Genomic DNA, 16227 nt, shown 5'->3' with positions numbered 1-16227 from the left:
GCCGTGAATGATCGATTAACCATGACCGAAACGTGGTCAGGGTCGATCGGTCGGTTCATTCCCATTCCAACCGGCGGATCCGACCGGTCCGGCATGGACCGGCACCGGCGTCCGGCCGATGCGTGTTTCTTCTTATCCGCCGCGAAGTCAAGGGCTTGACGCGACGCAGCTCGATTCGCGGGCTCGACGCTCCCGTGCCAGACGGTGCGCCAACGGAACTCAGATACCCTTGGCCGGCCGGCCAGACAGCAGTCCAAACCCGTCTATCAGCGCCTCGGTTCCCGCCAAATTGTTGATTTCCCGGTGGATCTCGACGAGCTGCGCATGCGCGACGTTGTCGCCTTCGGTGGCCAGCGCGGCCTCGGCCGCCCGGAGCTCCCTATGTAGTGACAGGTATCGGTGCTGCAAGTGCAGGGCCTGGCGCACGGCTTCGCGCGCGTCTTCCAGTGCGGCGCTCGCCAGGAAGCTCCACAGCCGCACCCCCTGGAGCTTCGCCTCGCAGGCCTGGAAGGGCTCCAGAAGCATCCGGCGGTCGAGCTCGGCGAGGATCTCGTCGCGCGAATGAGGCTGGCCGTCGGCATAGACGTCGATCACCGCCGAGCGCAGGCGCTCCAGCTCGGGGCTCGTGAGCTCGAGGTCCGCGAAATAGTCGAAGGCCTCGCGCAGCAGCAGCGGGTGGTTCACGAAGCCGACCAGGATCGACATCTCGCGCATCGGCGCCGCGCTCGCCTTGGCTCCGCCGCCGAGAAGCGCGCTGCGCGCCAGCCGGTCGGACACGGGCGAGCGTCGCCCGGCGCCCGGCGCTGCGCCGCGCCGCCCGGAGAACCCGCCGCCGCCCCGGCCCTCCTCGCCTCGCTTGCCGTTCCATCCGCCTCTTCCGCCGCCGCGCGCCGGCGCCGGGCCGAAGAAGCCGGCCAAACGCTCCTCCACGTCCTGGAGATAGTGGCGGCGCACGCTCTCGTCGCCGATCTGGCGCATCAGGCCCTTGAGGCGCCCTTCCAGCTCGGCGCGGCGCTCCGGCGTGTCGAAGCTGCCGCCGCCCGTCTCGCGCATCCACACGAGGTCGGCGAGCGGACGCGCGCGGTCCAGCACCTCGCGCATCGCCTCCGCTCCGGAGGCGCGCAGGAGATCGTCGGGATCCTTGCCCTCCGGCAGAAGCGCGAAGCGCAGGGAACGGCCGGGACGCAGCAGCGGCAAGGCGAGTTCGGCCGCGCGGTTGGCCGCCTTCAGGCCCGCCGCGTCGCCGTCGAAGCAGAGGATGGGTTCGGGCACCGTGCGCCACAGGAGGTCGAGCTGGCGTTCGGTCAGTGCCGTGCCGAGCGGCGCGACGGCGTTCTCGAAGCCGCCCTGGTGGAGGGCGATCACGTCCATGTAGCCTTCGGCGACTATAAGCGTGTTGGAGCCCTTCGCCGCCCGGCGGGCGGAGGCGAGGTTGTAGAGCACCTGCCCCTTGTGGAAGACGTCGGTTTCCGGCGAGTTCAGGTACTTGGCCGGCACGCCCGGCGCCATGGCGCGCCCGCCGAAGGCGATCGGACGCTCGCGGATGTCGAGGATCGGGAACATCACCCGGTCGCGGAACCGGTCGTAGGAGACGGCGATCCCCTCGCCGTGGACCACGAGCCCCGCACCTTCGATCTCCGCCTTGCCGACGCCCTTGGCCGCCAGGAATTCCTTCAGCCGGTTGCGGCTGTCGGGCGCGAAGCCGAGGCCGAAGGCCTTCTGCACGATCGGATTGATGCCGCGATCGCGTAGGTAGGCCCGCGCCTTGGCGCCGTCGGCTTCCTGCAAGGTCTGGCGGAAGAACTCGGCGGCAAGGCGCAGGGCGTCGATCAGCGTCGCCTGCGTTTCCTGCCGCCGCTCCTCGTCGCGGTCTCGCGCCGGCATGGGGAGCCCGGCTTCGGCCGCCAGCTTCTCCACGGCCTCCGGAAAGCTCATGCCTTCGAGCTCGGTGAGGAAGCGGAAATGGTCGCCCGACACGCCGCAGCCGAAGCAATGGTAGCGGCCCTTGGCGTCCTCGCAGTGGAAGGACGGAGACTTCTCGCCGTGGAACGGACAGCAGGCCCACCAGTCGCCCTTGGAGCTTTGAGTCTTGCGCCGGTCCCAGACCACGCGTCTGCCGATGACGTCCGAGATGGGAACGCGGGCACGGATCTCGTCGAGGAACTGGGGTGGAAAGCGCATGGCGGACATATCGTCATCCGGCCGGACGAATGCCACAGTTTTTCCAATCCAGTGCCGCTTGTCCACCCGTTCCACAGGCGGCGGCACGCTTTGACGGATCGGGCTTGGACGCTTAAGCCGGGTGTCGGAGAGAAACGCCGGATACCGGAACGCCATGGACCAGACCCCCGCCATCCTGCCCGAGCTGCAGTCGTTGCGGAACTCGATCGACAACATCGACGCGGCGATCATCCACATGCTGGCCGAGCGCTTCCGCTGCACGCAGCGCGTCGGCGTGCTCAAGGCCGAGAACGACCTGCCCCCCGCCGACCCCGCGCGCGAGAAGCGCCAGGTCGCGCGCCTGCGGGAGCTGGCGGCCGCTGCCCAGCTCGACCCGGATTTCGCCGAGAAGTACCTCGCCTTCGTGGTGCGCGAGGTGATCCGCTACCACGAGGCGGCCGCGCGCGAACTGGCGGAACGGACGGCGGGATGACCGCGCCCGGCTTCGATCCCGGGGCCACGCTCGTCGGCCCGAAGCTGACCGTGCGCAAGCTTGTGAGCGCCGATCTCGACGGGCTTCATGCGGCGGCGTCCGACCCGGAGATCTGGGCCGGCCATCCCGCGACGACCCGTTGGCAGCGCGAGGTCTTCGAGCCCTATTTCCGCATGCTGATCGACCTCGGCGGCGCCGTGGCGGTGGAGGATCGATCGGAGGGGCGGATCGTCGGCGCTTCGCGCTTCTACGTCGCGCCCGACCAACGCGACGCGATCTCCATCGGCTTCACGTTCCTCGACAGGACGCATTGGGGCGGCGTCGCGAATTTCGAGATGAAGTCGCTGATGCTGACGCACGCCTTCGCCCATTTCGGCGAGGTCTGGTTTCACATCGCCCCGAGCAACATCCGCTCGCAGAAGGCGACGGCAAAGCTCGGCGCCGTCCACGCCTATGACGCCCGGCTCGATCTCGCGGGCACGCCGACGGACTGGCAGTGCTTCCGCCTCGCCAAGGCGGATTGGGAGGCGGTCCTGGCGGGCCGGGCGGCCTAGCTCAGGAGGCCGCGCATCACGCTGCCGGCCTCGATGAGGTTGAGCTTGTCCTGGTAGCGCTCCTTCAGCGCGTTCATGCAGCGGCCGACGTCGCGCAGGCCCTTGGAGCCGGTGTCCGAGACGATCTGCCGGCAGGCGGCCTCGATCTCGCCGGTCGACACGGGTGCGGGCATAAGGCTGCGGATCACGTCCATGATCTCGCGCTCGGCGGCCGCCTCGTCGACGCGACCCTCTTCGCGAAGCTTGGTCTCGGCCGCCTCTCGATGGCGCAACATGCATTGAAGGAGCGAGGCGATGTCGGCATCTTCCGGCCGGCCCTTTCCAGCCTCGCGATAGGCGATTTCCTTGTCCTTCAGCGCGGCGGCGACGAGGCGAAGCGTCGCGATCCGGCGTTTGTCGCCGCTTGCCATGGCCGCCTGCAATGCGTCTGCGATCTGATCGCGCATTCCAACTCGTCCTGTTCGTCCACTCGGGCCCGTCTGTCACGCCGGATCGCGAGCCGGCCCCCGTCCAGGAAGGACGACAATGGCCGTGTCAGCTTGTGGGAAGATGGTGATGTTTCGGATGACCGGAAGCGGTCCGGAGCTTTGCGCCTGTGGAATCCCGTGGATAACTCGTGCGTCCACCGGTTCTGCCTGCCGGCGCCCCTCGAAAAGGTTGATGAACGATTAATGACGCTTCCGCGCTTTGGCAAGCGCATGCGTGTCATGCTCCACAGGCATGCATCGCAGGAGGGTTGCGCGCGGGCGCCGATGGCGCGATATGGACGCTCCGGAAGGGTGCGCCCGCGCTCCGTGTGCCGACGGCCCCCGATGGAATCCTAGGAGTAGAGACGATGAGCGACGCCTGGACGCAGAGAAAGCCCACGGCCCTGCTCGTGCTGGCCGACGGCACGGTGATCGAAGGCGACGGCATCGGCGCCATCGGAGAGGCGCTCGGCGAGGTCTGTTTCAACACGTCGCTGACCGGCTACCAGGAAATCCTGACCGATCCCTCCTACGCCAAGCAGATCGTCACCTTCACCTTCCCGCATATCGGCAATGTCGGCGCCAACGACGAGGACATCGAGGATCTCGTGCCCGACAACAATGTCGGCGCGGTCGGCGCGATCTTCCGCGCCGAGGTCTCGGCGCCCTCGAACTACCGCTCGGCCGGAGGCCTCGACGCCTGGCTGAAGAAGCGGGGCGTCGTGGCGCTCTCGGGCGTCGACACGCGCGCCCTCACCGCCCTGATCCGCGAGAAGGGCATGCCCAACGCCGTGATCGCCCACAATCCGGACGGCGTCTTCGACATCGAGGCCCTGCGCGCCAAGGCCGCCGCCTGGAGCGGCCTCGAAGGCCTCGACCTCGCCAAGGACGCCGCCTCCGAACGCACGGAGGTCTGGACCGAAGGCCCCTGGGTCTGGAACGCCGGCTACGGCTCGGGCCAGGAGCCCGCCTATACGATCGTCGCCATCGACTACGGCGCCAAGCGCAACATCCTGCGCCTCATGTCGGGCCACGGCGCGCGCGTCGTCATCGTGCCGCCGACGGCCAGTGCCGCCGACGTGCTGAAGCACGAGCCCGACGGCATCTTCCTGTCCAACGGACCGGGCGATCCGGCGGCGACGGGCGAATATGCCGTCGCCGTCATCCGCGAACTCTCCAAGACCGGCATTCCCATGTTCGGCATCTGCCTCGGCCACCAGCTCCTGGCCCTGGCGCTCGGCGGACGCACGGAGAAGATGCACCAGGGCCATCACGGCGCGAACCATCCCGTGAAGGACTTCACCACCGGCAAGGTCGAGATCGTGTCGATGAACCACGGCTTCGCGGTCGCGGCCGACTCGCTGCCCGCCGGCGTCGAGGAGACGCATGTCTCGCTGTTCGACGGCACGAACTGCGGCCTGCGCATGAAGGACGCGCCGGTCTTCTCGGTGCAGCACCACCCGGAAGCCTCGCCCGGCCCGCAGGACTCGCACTACCTGTTCGCCCGCTTCTTCGAGATGATCGACGGGCACCGGGCCAAGAAGGCGGCCTGAGGCGGCCTTCCCTTGTCTGAAACGAATAAGGGCGCCGGAGTGTATCCGGCGCCCTTATTCGTTTTCACCCCCTGGGAATCCGGGTGTCTTGGGAACTGTCATACGGCCTTGAACAAGTGGAGCACGCGGCGCACCATCGCTCGGATGGCGCACGAGAACGTGGCATGGCGGTGGAGATCGTCCCGGCCGCGGTCGGCGCCCAGAGCGGAGCGGCTGACGATGAGGTCGGCAAGCATGGCGTGTGTTTCCTTTCGGGTTTTCGGTCCTCGTTGATCGAAGGTCGGCCGGACCCTCACGACTATAAGATGTGCACATCGTGCGCCTTGGCAATGCCGTCGTGGCGCACAGTGTGCATTTTTCTTGTCCCGTCTCATCGATCTGGTATCGGGTTCGATCCGGCACGCAAACAGCTTGCGCCGCGAAGTTTAAGCCGGCCTGAACGACAACGAGCGAATGAGTTCGACGATGGATTCCGACGCCTTCCGGCAATGGCGACGTTCTCTCGGATGGAAGCAGAAGGACGCGGCCGACCGGCTGGGGCTGAAGAAGCGGGTGATCCAATATTACGAGAAGGGCGACCGCGACGGTAAGCGCGTCGAGATACCCCGATCGGTGGAACTCGCCTGCCTCGCCCTGTCGCTCGGCGTACGGCGTTACGACGGGCGTCCGGTGCCGCGAAGTGCCGCCGACATCCTCGGCCGGGCCGGACCGGCGGCCGATCCATCCACAATAGCCGCGCTCGACTGACGGTTCACCCTTTCGCCTTGGCACGGCTTTCCCTATAAGCCGGCCTTAGCCTGAAGAATGCCTCGCCTCTGACCCTCGTCCGCCTCAAGCGGCCGAGGCCATCCGCGCGCACGAAACGAAGACGGACCGCCATGCCCAAACGCGACGACCTCAAGACGATCCTCATCATCGGCGCGGGTCCGATCATCATCGGGCAGGCCTGCGAGTTCGACTATTCCGGAACGCAGGCCTGCAAGGCGCTGCGCGACGAGGGCTACCGGATCGTCCTCGTCAATTCCAACCCGGCGACGATCATGACCGATCCCGATCTCGCCGACGCCACCTATATCGAGCCGATCACGCCCGAAGTGGTCGCCAAGATCATCGCCAAGGAGCGGCCGGATGCGATCCTGCCGACCATGGGCGGCCAGACCGCGCTGAACACCGCGCTCTCGCTCAAGCGCATGGGCGTGCTCGACAAGTACAATGTCGAGATGATCGGCGCCGACGCGACCGCCATCGACAAGGCCGAAGACCGCGCCCTCTTCCGCGAGGCCATGGCCAAGATCGGTCTGGAAACGCCGCGCTCCTATCTCGCCAACGCCACGGAGGCCAAGCAGGCCGACCGCCTCGCCCACGAGGAGAAGCGCGCCGAGACGATCCGCACCACCGAGGCCGGCCCCGCGCGCGACGAGGCGCTGGCGGCGCTGGAAACCGAGTGGAACCTCGGCGAGACCGACCGCAAGCAGCGCTACATGGCCCGTGCCATGGGCGCGGCGGCGGAAGCGCTGGAGCATGTCGGCCTGCCCGCCATCATCCGCCCCTCCTTCACCATGGGCGGCACGGGCGGCGGCATCGCCTACAATCGCTCGGAGTTCTTCGAGATCATCGAGGGCGGCCTCGACGCCTCCCCCACCACCGAGGTGCTGATCGAGGAATCGGTGCTCGGCTGGAAGGAATACGAGATGGAGGTCGTGCGCGATCGCGCCGACAACTGCATCATCGTGTGCTCGATCGAGAACGTCGATCCGATGGGCGTCCACACGGGCGACTCGATCACCGTCGCCCCCGCCCTGACGCTGACCGACAAAGAGTATCAGGTCATGCGCAACGCCTCGATCGCGGTCCTGCGCGAGATCGGCGTCGAGACCGGCGGCTCCAACGTCCAGTTCGCGGTGAACCCGGAGAACGGCCGCCTCGTCGTCATCGAGATGAACCCGCGCGTGTCGCGCTCGTCGGCGCTGGCCTCCAAGGCGACCGGCTTCCCGATCGCCAAGATCGCGGCCAAGCTCGCGGTCGGCTACACGCTGGACGAACTCAAGAACGACATCACGGGCGGCGCCACGCCGGCCTCGTTCGAGCCGTCGATCGACTACGTCGTCACCAAGATCCCGCGCTTCGCCTTCGAGAAGTTCCCCGGCGCCTCGCCGGTCCTGACCACCGCCATGAAGTCGGTCGGCGAGGTCATGGCGATCGGCCGTACCTTCGAGGAATCGCTCCAGAAGGCCCTCCGCGGCCTGGAGACCGGCCTCGACGGGCTCGACGAGATCGAGATTCCGGGCCTCGGCGAAGGCGACGACAAGAACGCCATCCGCGCCGCGCTCGGCGTGCCGACGCCGGACCGCCTGCGCATGGTCGCGCAGGCGCTGCGCGAGGGCGCCACCAAGGAACAGGTGCACCGCTCCTCCAAGATCGACCCCTGGTTCATCGACCGCTTCAAGGCGATCATCGACCTGGAGACGCGCGTCAAGGAGCACGGCCTTCCCGCCGACGTCGACAACCTGCGCTTCCTGAAGTCCGCCGGCTTCTCCGACGCGCGGCTCGCCAAGCTCTCGGGCCAGTCCGAGGCCGAGGTGAAGGCGCTGCGCGAGCGGCTCGACGTCCACCCGGTCTTCAAGCGCATCGACACCTGTGCGGCCGAGTTCGCCTCGCCGACCCCCTACATGTACTCGACCTACGAGCGGCCCTTCGCGGGCGAGGTGCGCTCCGAGGCCGGCGTGTCGGACCGCAAGAAGGTCGTCATCCTCGGCGGCGGCCCGAACCGGATCGGCCAGGGCATCGAGTTCGACTACTGCTGCTGTCACGCGGCCTTCGCGCTCCGTGACGCCGGCCTCGAAGCCATCATGGTCAACTGCAACCCCGAGACCGTCTCGACCGACTACGACACGTCGGACCGGCTCTACTTCGAGCCGCTGACGGCCGAGGACGTTCTGGAGATCCTGCGCGTCGAGAAGAGCCGCGGCAGGCTGCACGGCGTCATCGTGCAGTTCGGCGGCCAGACCCCGCTGAAGCTCGCCGAAGCGCTGGAAGAGGCTGGCATCCCGATCCTCGGCACGAGCCCGGACGCGATCGACCTCGCGGAAGACCGCGACCGCTTCCAGAAGCTCCTCCACGACCTGAACCTGCGCCAGCCCAACAACGGCATCGCCCGTTCGGTCGAGGAAGCGCGCACCATCGTCGAGCGCATCGGCTACCCCGTCGTCATCCGCCCGTCCTACGTGCTCGGCGGCCGGGCGATGGAGATCGTGCGCGGCGACACGCAGTTCGAACGCTACATGAAGGAGGCGGTCGTCGTCTCCGGCAAGTCGCCGGTGCTGATCGACAGCTATCTCTCGGATGCGACGGAAGTCGACGTCGACTGCCTGTCCGACGGCGCCGACACGTTCGTCGCCGGCATCATGGAGCATATCGAGGAGGCCGGCATCCATTCGGGCGATTCGGCCTGCTCGCTCCCCGTCCATTCGCTGTCGCGCGAGATCACCGACGAGCTGGAGCGTCAGACGCGCGAGATGGCGCTGGCGCTGAAGGTCGGCGGGTTGATGAACGTCCAGTTCGCGATCAAGGACGGAGACATCTACGTCCTCGAGGTGAACCCGCGCGCCTCGCGCACCGTGCCCTTCGTCGCCAAGACGATCGGCTCCCCGGTCGCCAAGATCGCCGCGCGCATCATGGCCGGCGAGACGCTGGAGGCCGCGTTCAACGCCTATGGCGGCAAGCCGGACGTGAAGAATCTCCGCCACATCGCCGTCAAGGAAGCGGTCTTCCCCTTCGCCCGCTTCCCCGGCGTCGACACGCTTCTCGGCCCCGAGATGCGCTCGACCGGCGAGGTCATGGGCCTCGACCGCGGCTATGCGCTGGCCTTCGCCAAGTCCCAGCTCGGCGCCTCGGTCGATCTGCCGCGCGAGGGCACGCTCTTCGTCTCGGTGCGCAACGGCGACAAGGAGAAGATGCTGCCGACCGTGCGCCGCATGGCCGAACTCGGCTTCCGGATCTCGGCGACCGAGGGCACCCACCGCTTCCTCGCCGAGAACGGCGTCGCGGCGGAGAAGGTCAACAAGGTGCTTGAAGGCCGCCCGCATATCGAGGATGCTATCCGCAACCGGCAGGTGCAGGTGGTGCTCAACACGACGGAGGGCGCCAAGGCCCTGTCCGACTCCCGGTCGCTGCGACGCGCCGCCCTCATGCACAAGGTGCCGTACTACACGACACTGGCCGGCATGGAGGCCGCGGCCGAGGCGATCGCGGCCCTGAAGGCCGGCAGCCTTGAAGTTCGATCCCTGCAATCCTACTTCTCGGCAGCCTGATTTCCAGGGAAGGCTCCGGCCTTCCCGTTCGGGCCTCGCGAATGAATTGCGGCTGGTCCCCGCCGGGGGCCGGCCCTTCTTATGTCCGGCTCGGCCTCTTGCGCTGGGCGGACTCCACGAGAGAGCCTCCGGCCCGCAAGCCGGATGCCGCGACAGGTAAGGGTTGAGGACATGGAAAAGGTCCCGATGACGAGTGCCGGCTTCGAGTCCCTGAAGGAGGAGCTCCGCCGCCGCCAGCAGGAGGAACGCCCGCGGATCGTCGAGGCGATCTCCGAGGCCCGCGCCCATGGCGACCTGTCGGAAAACGCCGAGTATCATTCCGCCAAGGAAGCGCAGAGCCTCAACGAGGGCCGCATCGCCGAGCTCGAGGACCTGACGGCCCGCGCCGAGGTGATCGACGTCTCGAAGCTCTCCGGCGACCGCGTCAAGTTCGGCGCGACGGTCAAGCTCGTGGACGAGGACACCGAGGAGGAGAAGGTCTACCAGATCGTCGGCGACCAGGAAGCCGACGTGAAGCAGGGCCGCATCTCGATCTCCTCCCCCATCGCCCGCGCCCTGATCGGCAAGGGCGAAGGCGATACGGTGGAAGTCGCCGCACCCGGCGGCGCGCGGTCCTACGAGATTCTGGAACTGCGCTGGGTTTGAACGGCGGAAGGCGATGAGCGAGGCGAGAGCCAGGGTCTGGAGCTTCCCCGACTTCCTCCTTTGGGAGCGGGATCAAGAGCGGCGCTACGAGTTGGTCGAGGGTCAGGCGATCCTCATGGCCGGCGGTACCCAGGCCCATGCGCTCATCGCCGCCAACCTCGTTTCCAGTCTGCGCCCGCTTCTGCGCAATTCGCCCTGCCGCCCGAGCGGCTCGGATCTGCGCATTCCGATCGTCAAGACCGGAAACGTACGCTACCCCGACGTGACCATCGATTGCGGTCCGTTCCGGCCCGAGGCGCACGACGCCTCGGAGCCCCGCGTCGTTTTCGAGGTCCTTTCGCAATCGACGGGCTGGTACGACCAGACCCGCAAGCTGCGGGACTACGAGGGGGTCGCCTCCATCCGCCAATATGTCTGCGTCTCGCAATCGGAAGTGCGGGTCAGCCTGTGGCTTCGCGACGACGGCGGGCGCCTCGTGTCCCAAGACGACATCCTGCGCGGAAATCTCGCGATCGACCTCGGCCCGCCCCCCCTCGTCTTGCCGTTGACCGATATCTATGACGGAACGGGTCTGACGCCGGCAGCGCCGGCGGTCTGAGCCACTTGTCTTTGCACCTTCCGCCCGTCCGCGATCTCCTCGTCGTCGCACCCAACTTCAAGCGCCGGCTGTCCGGCGTGACCTCGACCATCGTCCAGCTCGTGCCCGAGCAGGCCAAACGCCTGCCGATCGCTGCGCTCGGACCCGGCCTGCCGTCCCATCTGCCGAAGCTGCGCTGGCGCGACCTCCTCTATTTCTGGAGGCGCCCTGCGGCCAAGCCCTTCCGCATCTGGCACGCGCGGCGCAATGTAGAAATGCTGCCCGGCATCCTCCTGCGCGACGTGCTGCGCATGCCGCTGCGCCTCGTCTTCACCTCCGCCTCGCAGCGCCGCCACACCGGATACACAAGCTGGCTGATCGGTCGGATGGACGCCGTGATCGCGACCTCCGCGCGCTCCGGCGCCTATCTCACCGTGCCCCACATGGTGATCCACCACGGCATCGACCTCGACCGCTTCCGGCCCCATCCCAAGGGAGCAGAAGCCGCGCGTTCCGAACTCCGCCTCGATCCGACGAAGCGCACCGTCGGCTGCTTCGGTCGCGTGCGCCACCAGAAGGGCACCGATCTCTTCGTCGAGGCGATGATCACCCTTCTTCCCCATCATCCCGGCTGGCAGGCCATCGTCGCCGGCCGCGCGACGGCCGAGCATCAGGGGTTTGAGACCGAATTGAAGGCGAAGGTCGCGAGCGCAGGCCTCCAGGACCGCATCCTCTTCGTCGGCGAGCACCGCGACATCGAGTACTGGTACCGAGCGCTCGACCTTTTCATCGCGCCCCAGCGGTGGGAAGGTTTCGGCCTGACGCCGCTGGAGGCGATGTCCTGCGGCGTGCCCGTGGTCGCCGCCAATGTCGGCGTCTTCTCGGACGTCGTGACGCACGGCTGCGGCGCGATCGTGCCGCCGGACGACCTGCCCGCCCTGACGGCCGCGATCGAGCCTTTCCTCGCCGACGAGCCGCGCCGCGCCGCGGCCGCCGAGGCCGCGCTCGTCAAGGCCCGGGCCGAGTTCCCGCTCGCCCGCGAAGCCGACGAGATCATCGCCGTCTACGAGCGCCTCTGGGCCGAGGCTCAGCCGAAGTCCTCGTCCACGATCGGCGTGCGCGCATAGCGCGCCGGTCCCAGCCGCATCAGGTGGTAGCGCAGGAGGCCGACCTGCGTCGCGAGGCGGCGCAGCGCGAAGGGCAGGTTGGCGCGGGTGAGCGGCGGCCGCGTCCGCACCGCCTGGATCGAGGTCGCAGGATCGATGCCCGCCGCTAGCCCCCGCGCTTCAAGGATATGCGCCTGCACCACCAGCGCCGGCTCCGCCTGCCAGGACGCGAGCCCCGCAAAGCCGTGCAGGAACGCGTCCACCGGCGCCGCGCCGCGCCGCTCCGTCCGCAGGAGGAGCTTGCGTGCCCCTGAGGGCCAGAGGAGGTAGCCGGCCGAGCCCGACTTGTCGCGATACATCCGCCGCACCGCGATTCCGCCGAGATCACGCGTTCGTCGCGACGCGAACCGCTTGCGGTCGAAGCTCTCCAGGTTGAGGAAGTCCGCCTCCCCGAACCCCCCAAGCACGGGGAGTGCGTCCGGCAGACGCCGCGACAGAACCGCGTCGTCCTCCAGCACCAGCACCGGGCCGTCCGCTCGCGCCACGTCCTCCCAGATCGCATGGTGAGACAGGAAGCAGCCGAGTTCCGGGCCGCTGAGCGGCCGCTCCCAGCGCCCGTTAAGCCGCGCGTCCAAATCGGCGGAGATATCCCCCGTCTCCACCGCCCGAACGCGTTCGAGCGGCACGCCGAGCCGCTCCCCCTGCCCCTCCATGAAGGCCCGGCGCTCTGCCGCCCGGTCGAGATTGACGAAGACCGCTCGCATGAGAGTGTCCTACCGGATTATCGGTTGAGGCTGGACGAGGACCGGCCGGCGTCGGCGAGGCGACGAACGCAGTCGATGCCGGGGGCAGCGGCGAGGTTCGGCAACGAAGTCCGGCGTTGGCAGGGACCGGCCAGCCGACCCGGGAATCCGGCGGGACATTCTCTAATCCCTCCAGAAGCCGGGCGACAGGATCACCAGCACGGTGACGATCTCCAGTCGCCCGATCAGCATCAGGAAGGAGAGGATCCAGAGCGCGGGATCGGAAAGGGTGGAGAAGTTGCCGGCCGGACCGACGACCTGCCCGAACCCCGGTCCGACGTTGCCGATGGCGGTCAGCGCGGCCGAGAACGCCGTCAGAAGCTCCAGCCCGCAGATCGAAAGCGCCGTGGTGCCGAGAAGCAGCGACAGGAAGAACAGGAAGATAAAGATCGTCACGCTCTGCAGCGTCTCGATCGAGATGTCGTCGTGCCCGTATTTCAGACGCTGCACCGAATGGGGCCGGATCACGCGCGCGAAATTCGCGCTTACCAGCGCGTAGAGGATAATGATGCGGTTGACCTTGATACCGCCCGCCGTCGATCCCGCGCAGCCCCCGATAAACATGGCGAGGAAGAAGATGCCGATGGCCGCGTTCGACCAGAGGGTGAAATCCTCCGAGACGTAGCCGGTCGTGGTGATGATGGAAACGAGGTTGAACGCGGAGGAGATGAGCGCCTCGCGTACCGGCACCTCGTTGATGACGACCCGCGTCACCGCGAGCGAGAGCGTCAGCACCACGCAGAGCGCGAGAAACAGCACCACCTGTGGATCGCGCCACCTCTGAAACCGCCGGGGCAGGAAGATGCGGATGTAGAGCACGAAGGGTAGCGATCCCGCGATCATAAAGACGGTCGACACGAGCAGGATTGCGTCGCTTTGGAAGAAGCCGATACTCTCGTCATGCGTGGAGAAGCCACCCGTCGCCAGCGTCGACATGGCGTGGTTGAAGGCATCGAAGAGGCTCATGCCGAACGTGTAGTAGAGCAGCGCGCAGACCAGCGTCATGGATCCGTAGACCGCGACGATCCCGGAGGCGAGCTGACTGATGCGCGGCAGGAGCTTGCTGGACCGATCCGAGCTTTCCATCTGGAACAGCGCCATGCCGCCGACCCGCAACGACGGCAGGATCAGGAGCGCCATCACGACGATCCCGACGCCACCGATGAAGTTGAGCAGCGAGCGCCAGAGAAGCAGCCCGCGCGGCAGGGCGTCGAGCCCCGAGATCGTCGTTGCGCCGGTGGTGGTCAGGCCCGATATCGCCTCGAAGACGGCGGCCGCGAAGGGGCGATCGGCTTCCGCGAAGTAGAGCGGCAGCGCCCCGATGACCGCGCCGACCAGCCAGATCGTGGTGACGAGAAGAAAGCCGACGCGCGGCGTCGAGCGCACGCTCGCCCCGCGCGTCGCCACCGCGATGAGCGTGCAGACGGCCGCGACCACGCCACCTGTCCCGACAAACACGACCCAGTCCGGGTTGCCGTCCGACAGATCCACCAAGGCGGGCAGAATCATGGTTCCTGCCAGGATCAACCCGAAGATCGCGGCCACGTGGCTGATGGTCCTGAAGATGGCGCGACGTCCCCAAAAAGCGGTCGCGCCGCCCCCGCCGGCCGACCCCATGTTGCTTCTAGAGGGGGCGGCGCGGGGGACACAAGTCTTCCCCCGCGCCGGCTGCCGGTTATGCCCTACCCGCCGATCATGCCCGCCGACTGCTGCTCGACCAACGCGCGGTAGAGACCACCGGATTTGAGCATCAGCTCGCCCGGCGCTCCGTCCTCGACGATCCGCCCGCGGTCGAAGACGAGGATCCGGTCGAGCGCACGCACCGTCGAGAGGCGATGCGCGATGACGAGGGCCGTGCGCCCCGCCATCAGCCGCTCGGTGGCCGCCTGGATCAGGTGCTCGGACTGGGAATCCAGCGCCGAGGTCGCCTCGTCCAGGACCAGGATCGGTGCGTCCGCGAGGAAGGCGCGGGCCAGCGCGATCCGCTGGCGCTCGCCGCCCGACAGCTTCACGCCCCGCTCGCCGACCAGCGTGTCGTAGCCCTCCGGCATGCGCGCGATGAAGGCGTCGGCATGGGCGAGCCGCGCCGCCGCCTCGATCTCGTCCCGGCTCGCCTCGGGGCGGCCATAGGCGATGTTCTCGGCGAGCGTCCGGTGGAACAGGATCGATTCCTGCGGCACCACCGCGATCCGCCGCCGCAGCGAGACCTGGGCGACGGAGGCGACGTCCTGCCCGTCCAGCATCACCCGTCCGCCCGCCACGTCGTGCAGGCGCTGGATCAGCTTGACGAAGGTCGTCTTGCCGGAGCCCGACGGGCCGACCAGACCGACGCGCTGACCCGCCGGGATCGTCACCGACAGGCCGTCGTAGAGCGGCACCGCGTGCTTGCCGTAGTGGAAGCGCACGTTCTCGAAGCGGATCTCGCCCGGTCCGGCCGCGATGGCCGGCGCGTTCGGCACGTCCCGGATTTCTGGCCGCTCGTCGTGCAGGTCCACCAGTTCCTCCAGCTCGTTCACCGAGCGCTGGAGGTTGCTGACATGCATGCCGATGTCGCGGAGGTATCCGTGCAGCACGAAGTAGGTCGTCAGGATATAGGTCACGTCGCCGGGCGAGGCCTGGCCGCGCCACCACAGGAGAACCGCGACGCCCGCGATCCCGATGCGGATGGCCCAGAGCACGACCGTCTGGAGCGTGCCGAGCCATGTGCCCCGCATCCAGGTGCGGCGAGTGCCGACCGCCCAGGCGCCCAGCGCCTCGCCCAGCCGCGCCTCCTCGCGCGCCTCCGCCCCGAACGCCTTGACGACGCCGTTGCAGGCGAGCGCATCGGCGATCACGCCGCCGACCCGCGTGTCCAGCCGGTTGGAGATGCGCGACATGGGCGCGACCCAGCGCGTCGAGAGTAGGATCGTCATCCCGACATAGACCAGCGCGCCGACGCCCATGGCGAGACCCATCACCGGCCATTGGACGCTGAGGAGCGCCACCGTGCCAACCAGCACCACCACGGAGGGGAGCAGGGCCAGGAGCAGGATGTCGTGCAGGAGGTCGAGCGCCCACATGCCGCGCGTGATCTGGCGCACCACCGAGCCGGAGAAGCTGTTGGCGTGCCAGCTCGCGGAGAAGTGCTGCACACGGCCGAACGTGCCCTGTCCGACCCTGGACATGATGCGCAGCGTCATCGGGACGACGCTCGCCCAGGCGCAATGGCGCGCAACCACGAAGACGGCGCCGAGAACGGCCATCGCCCCCAAGGCCTCTAGAGCGGGCGCCAGGGTCCGCTCCCCGCCGGTCACCGCCAGCGCGTCGACGAGGCGCCCGGCATAGAACGGGATCAGGATGTCGGCGAGCGTCGCCAGCGTGATGCAGCCGGCCACGGAGAAGGCGAGCGGGCGCTCGTCCCGCCAGTTGGAAACAGTGAAGCGCAACGTTCTGCGGATCGCGCCGGCGCGATCCTTCGGATGTATCTCGGACATGGATCAACACGGCGACGAGCGCCGTCCCTGCCCGCGGGCACCCTTTCAAGGGCGCGGACGGGCCATCAACGAATCGGAGCGGAGCC

14 protein-coding genes are annotated in these 16227 nt (G+C 68.0%); 8 read left to right on the top strand and 6 right to left on the bottom strand.

Annotated features, from left to right (window positions below):
• Positions 1-219: 219 nt before the first annotated feature.
• Complete coding sequence (dnaG, locus tag O5O54_RS12565; protein WP_279482128.1) at positions 220-2181, bottom strand: DNA primase; 1962 nt, start codon at positions 2179-2181, stop codon at positions 220-222.
• A gap of 154 nt (positions 2182-2335) precedes the next feature.
• Between dnaG and O5O54_RS12560 the strand changes: the two genes are divergently transcribed.
• Together O5O54_RS12560 and O5O54_RS12555 are read left to right on the top strand one after the other, a co-directional pair.
• Positions 2336-2653 (top strand): chorismate mutase, encoded by a 318-nt coding sequence (locus O5O54_RS12560; protein WP_279482127.1) that lies wholly within the window; start codon positions 2336-2338, stop codon positions 2651-2653.
• Entirely contained in the window at positions 2650-3207 is a 558-nt protein-coding gene (locus O5O54_RS12555; protein WP_279482126.1) for a GNAT family N-acetyltransferase, read from the top strand. The genes O5O54_RS12560 and O5O54_RS12555 overlap by 4 nt, the downstream gene beginning before the upstream one ends.
• Here the strand turns inward: O5O54_RS12555 and O5O54_RS12550 are convergent.
• Complete coding sequence (locus tag O5O54_RS12550; protein ID WP_279482125.1) at positions 3204-3653, bottom strand: GatB/YqeY domain-containing protein; 450 nt, start codon at positions 3651-3653, stop codon at positions 3204-3206. The two genes, O5O54_RS12555 and O5O54_RS12550, sit on opposite strands and share 4 nt — an antisense overlap.
• Before the next feature lie 389 nt (positions 3654-4042).
• Here O5O54_RS12550 and carA point away from each other — a divergent pair, with 389 nt between their 5' ends.
• A complete protein-coding gene (gene carA / locus O5O54_RS12545; protein ID WP_279482124.1) occupies positions 4043-5227 on the top strand; it encodes a glutamine-hydrolyzing carbamoyl-phosphate synthase small subunit in 1185 nt (394 codons plus the stop codon).
• A gap of 98 nt (positions 5228-5325) precedes the next feature.
• Here the strand turns inward: carA and O5O54_RS12540 are convergent, their stop codons facing one another.
• Complete coding sequence (locus O5O54_RS12540; protein ID WP_279482123.1) at positions 5326-5463, bottom strand: hypothetical protein; 138 nt, start codon at positions 5461-5463, stop codon at positions 5326-5328.
• 217 nt (positions 5464-5680) lie between these two features.
• Here O5O54_RS12540 and O5O54_RS12535 point away from each other — a divergent pair, with 217 nt between their 5' ends.
• The 5 genes from O5O54_RS12535 (at position 5681) to O5O54_RS12515 (ending at position 11886) form a co-directional block, all read left to right on the top strand.
• Positions 5681-5974 (top strand): helix-turn-helix transcriptional regulator, encoded by a 294-nt coding sequence (locus O5O54_RS12535; protein WP_279482122.1) that lies wholly within the window; start codon positions 5681-5683, stop codon positions 5972-5974.
• A gap of 131 nt (positions 5975-6105) precedes the next feature.
• Complete coding sequence (carB, locus tag O5O54_RS12530; RefSeq protein WP_279482121.1) at positions 6106-9537, top strand: carbamoyl-phosphate synthase large subunit; 3432 nt, start codon at positions 6106-6108, stop codon at positions 9535-9537.
• A 171-nt stretch (positions 9538-9708) separates the two neighbouring features.
• Positions 9709-10182 carry a transcription elongation factor GreA gene (gene greA / locus O5O54_RS12525; protein WP_279482120.1) on the top strand — a complete coding sequence of 158 codons (474 nt, stop codon included), beginning with the start codon at positions 9709-9711 and terminating at the stop codon, positions 10180-10182.
• A 13-nt stretch (positions 10183-10195) separates the two neighbouring features.
• Positions 10196-10780, top strand: a complete 585-nt coding sequence (locus O5O54_RS12520) for a Uma2 family endonuclease (RefSeq protein WP_279482119.1) — start codon at positions 10196-10198, stop codon at positions 10778-10780.
• A 5-nt stretch (positions 10781-10785) separates the two neighbouring features.
• Positions 10786-11886 (top strand): glycosyltransferase family 4 protein, encoded by a 1101-nt coding sequence (locus O5O54_RS12515; protein WP_279482118.1) that lies wholly within the window; start codon positions 10786-10788, stop codon positions 11884-11886.
• On the opposite strand, the gene O5O54_RS12510 is transcribed toward O5O54_RS12515, so the two are convergent.
• From O5O54_RS12510 to O5O54_RS12500, 3 genes are all read right to left on the bottom strand, one after another.
• Entirely contained in the window at positions 11847-12629 is a 783-nt protein-coding gene (locus tag O5O54_RS12510; RefSeq protein WP_279482117.1) for a glycosyltransferase family 25 protein, read from the bottom strand. The two genes, O5O54_RS12515 and O5O54_RS12510, sit on opposite strands and share 40 nt — an antisense overlap.
• Positions 12630-12791: 162 nt before the next feature.
• On the bottom strand, positions 12792-14189 hold the full coding sequence (locus tag O5O54_RS12505; RefSeq protein ID WP_279482325.1) for a TrkH family potassium uptake protein: 1398 nt from the start codon (positions 14187-14189) through the stop codon (positions 12792-12794).
• A gap of 161 nt (positions 14190-14350) precedes the next feature.
• Positions 14351-16141, bottom strand: coding sequence for an ABC transporter ATP-binding protein (locus tag O5O54_RS12500; RefSeq protein ID WP_279482116.1), 1791 nt, complete (start codon positions 16139-16141; stop codon positions 14351-14353).
• Between the last annotated feature and the right edge of the window lie 86 nt (positions 16142-16227).

The organism is Aureimonas sp. SK2, from assembly GCF_029813115.1.
GTDB lineage: Bacteria > Pseudomonadota > Alphaproteobacteria > Rhizobiales > Rhizobiaceae > Aureimonas.
The sequence above is the reverse complement of the archived record's forward strand: the minus strand, read 5'-3'. Positions and strand labels throughout refer to the sequence as shown.

Bases quoted from the DNA above. Each gene is read 5' to 3' on its own strand.
- O5O54_RS12500 (WP_279482116.1), bottom strand. From the start codon at position 16,141: ATGTCCGAGATACATCCGAAGGATCGCGCCGGCGCGATCCGCAGAACG.
- O5O54_RS12555 (WP_279482126.1), top strand. From the start codon at position 2,650: ATGACCGCGCCCGGCTTCGATCCCGGGGCCACGCTCGTCGGCCCGAAG.
- greA (WP_279482120.1), top strand. From the start codon at position 9,709: ATGGAAAAGGTCCCGATGACGAGTGCCGGCTTCGAGTCCCTGAAGGAG.
- carA (WP_279482124.1), top strand. From the start codon at position 4,043: ATGAGCGACGCCTGGACGCAGAGAAAGCCCACGGCCCTGCTCGTGCTG.
- dnaG (WP_279482128.1), bottom strand. From the start codon at position 2,181: ATGCGCTTTCCACCCCAGTTCCTCGACGAGATCCGTGCCCGCGTTCCC.
- O5O54_RS12550 (WP_279482125.1), bottom strand. From the start codon at position 3,653: ATGCGCGATCAGATCGCAGACGCATTGCAGGCGGCCATGGCAAGCGGC.
- O5O54_RS12560 (WP_279482127.1), top strand. From the start codon at position 2,336: ATGGACCAGACCCCCGCCATCCTGCCCGAGCTGCAGTCGTTGCGGAAC.
- carB (WP_279482121.1), top strand. From the start codon at position 6,106: ATGCCCAAACGCGACGACCTCAAGACGATCCTCATCATCGGCGCGGGT.
- O5O54_RS12520 (WP_279482119.1), top strand. From the start codon at position 10,196: ATGAGCGAGGCGAGAGCCAGGGTCTGGAGCTTCCCCGACTTCCTCCTT.
- O5O54_RS12535 (WP_279482122.1), top strand. From the start codon at position 5,681: ATGAGTTCGACGATGGATTCCGACGCCTTCCGGCAATGGCGACGTTCT.
- O5O54_RS12510 (WP_279482117.1), bottom strand. From the start codon at position 12,629: ATGCGAGCGGTCTTCGTCAATCTCGACCGGGCGGCAGAGCGCCGGGCC.
- O5O54_RS12540 (WP_279482123.1), bottom strand. From the start codon at position 5,463: ATGCTTGCCGACCTCATCGTCAGCCGCTCCGCTCTGGGCGCCGACCGC.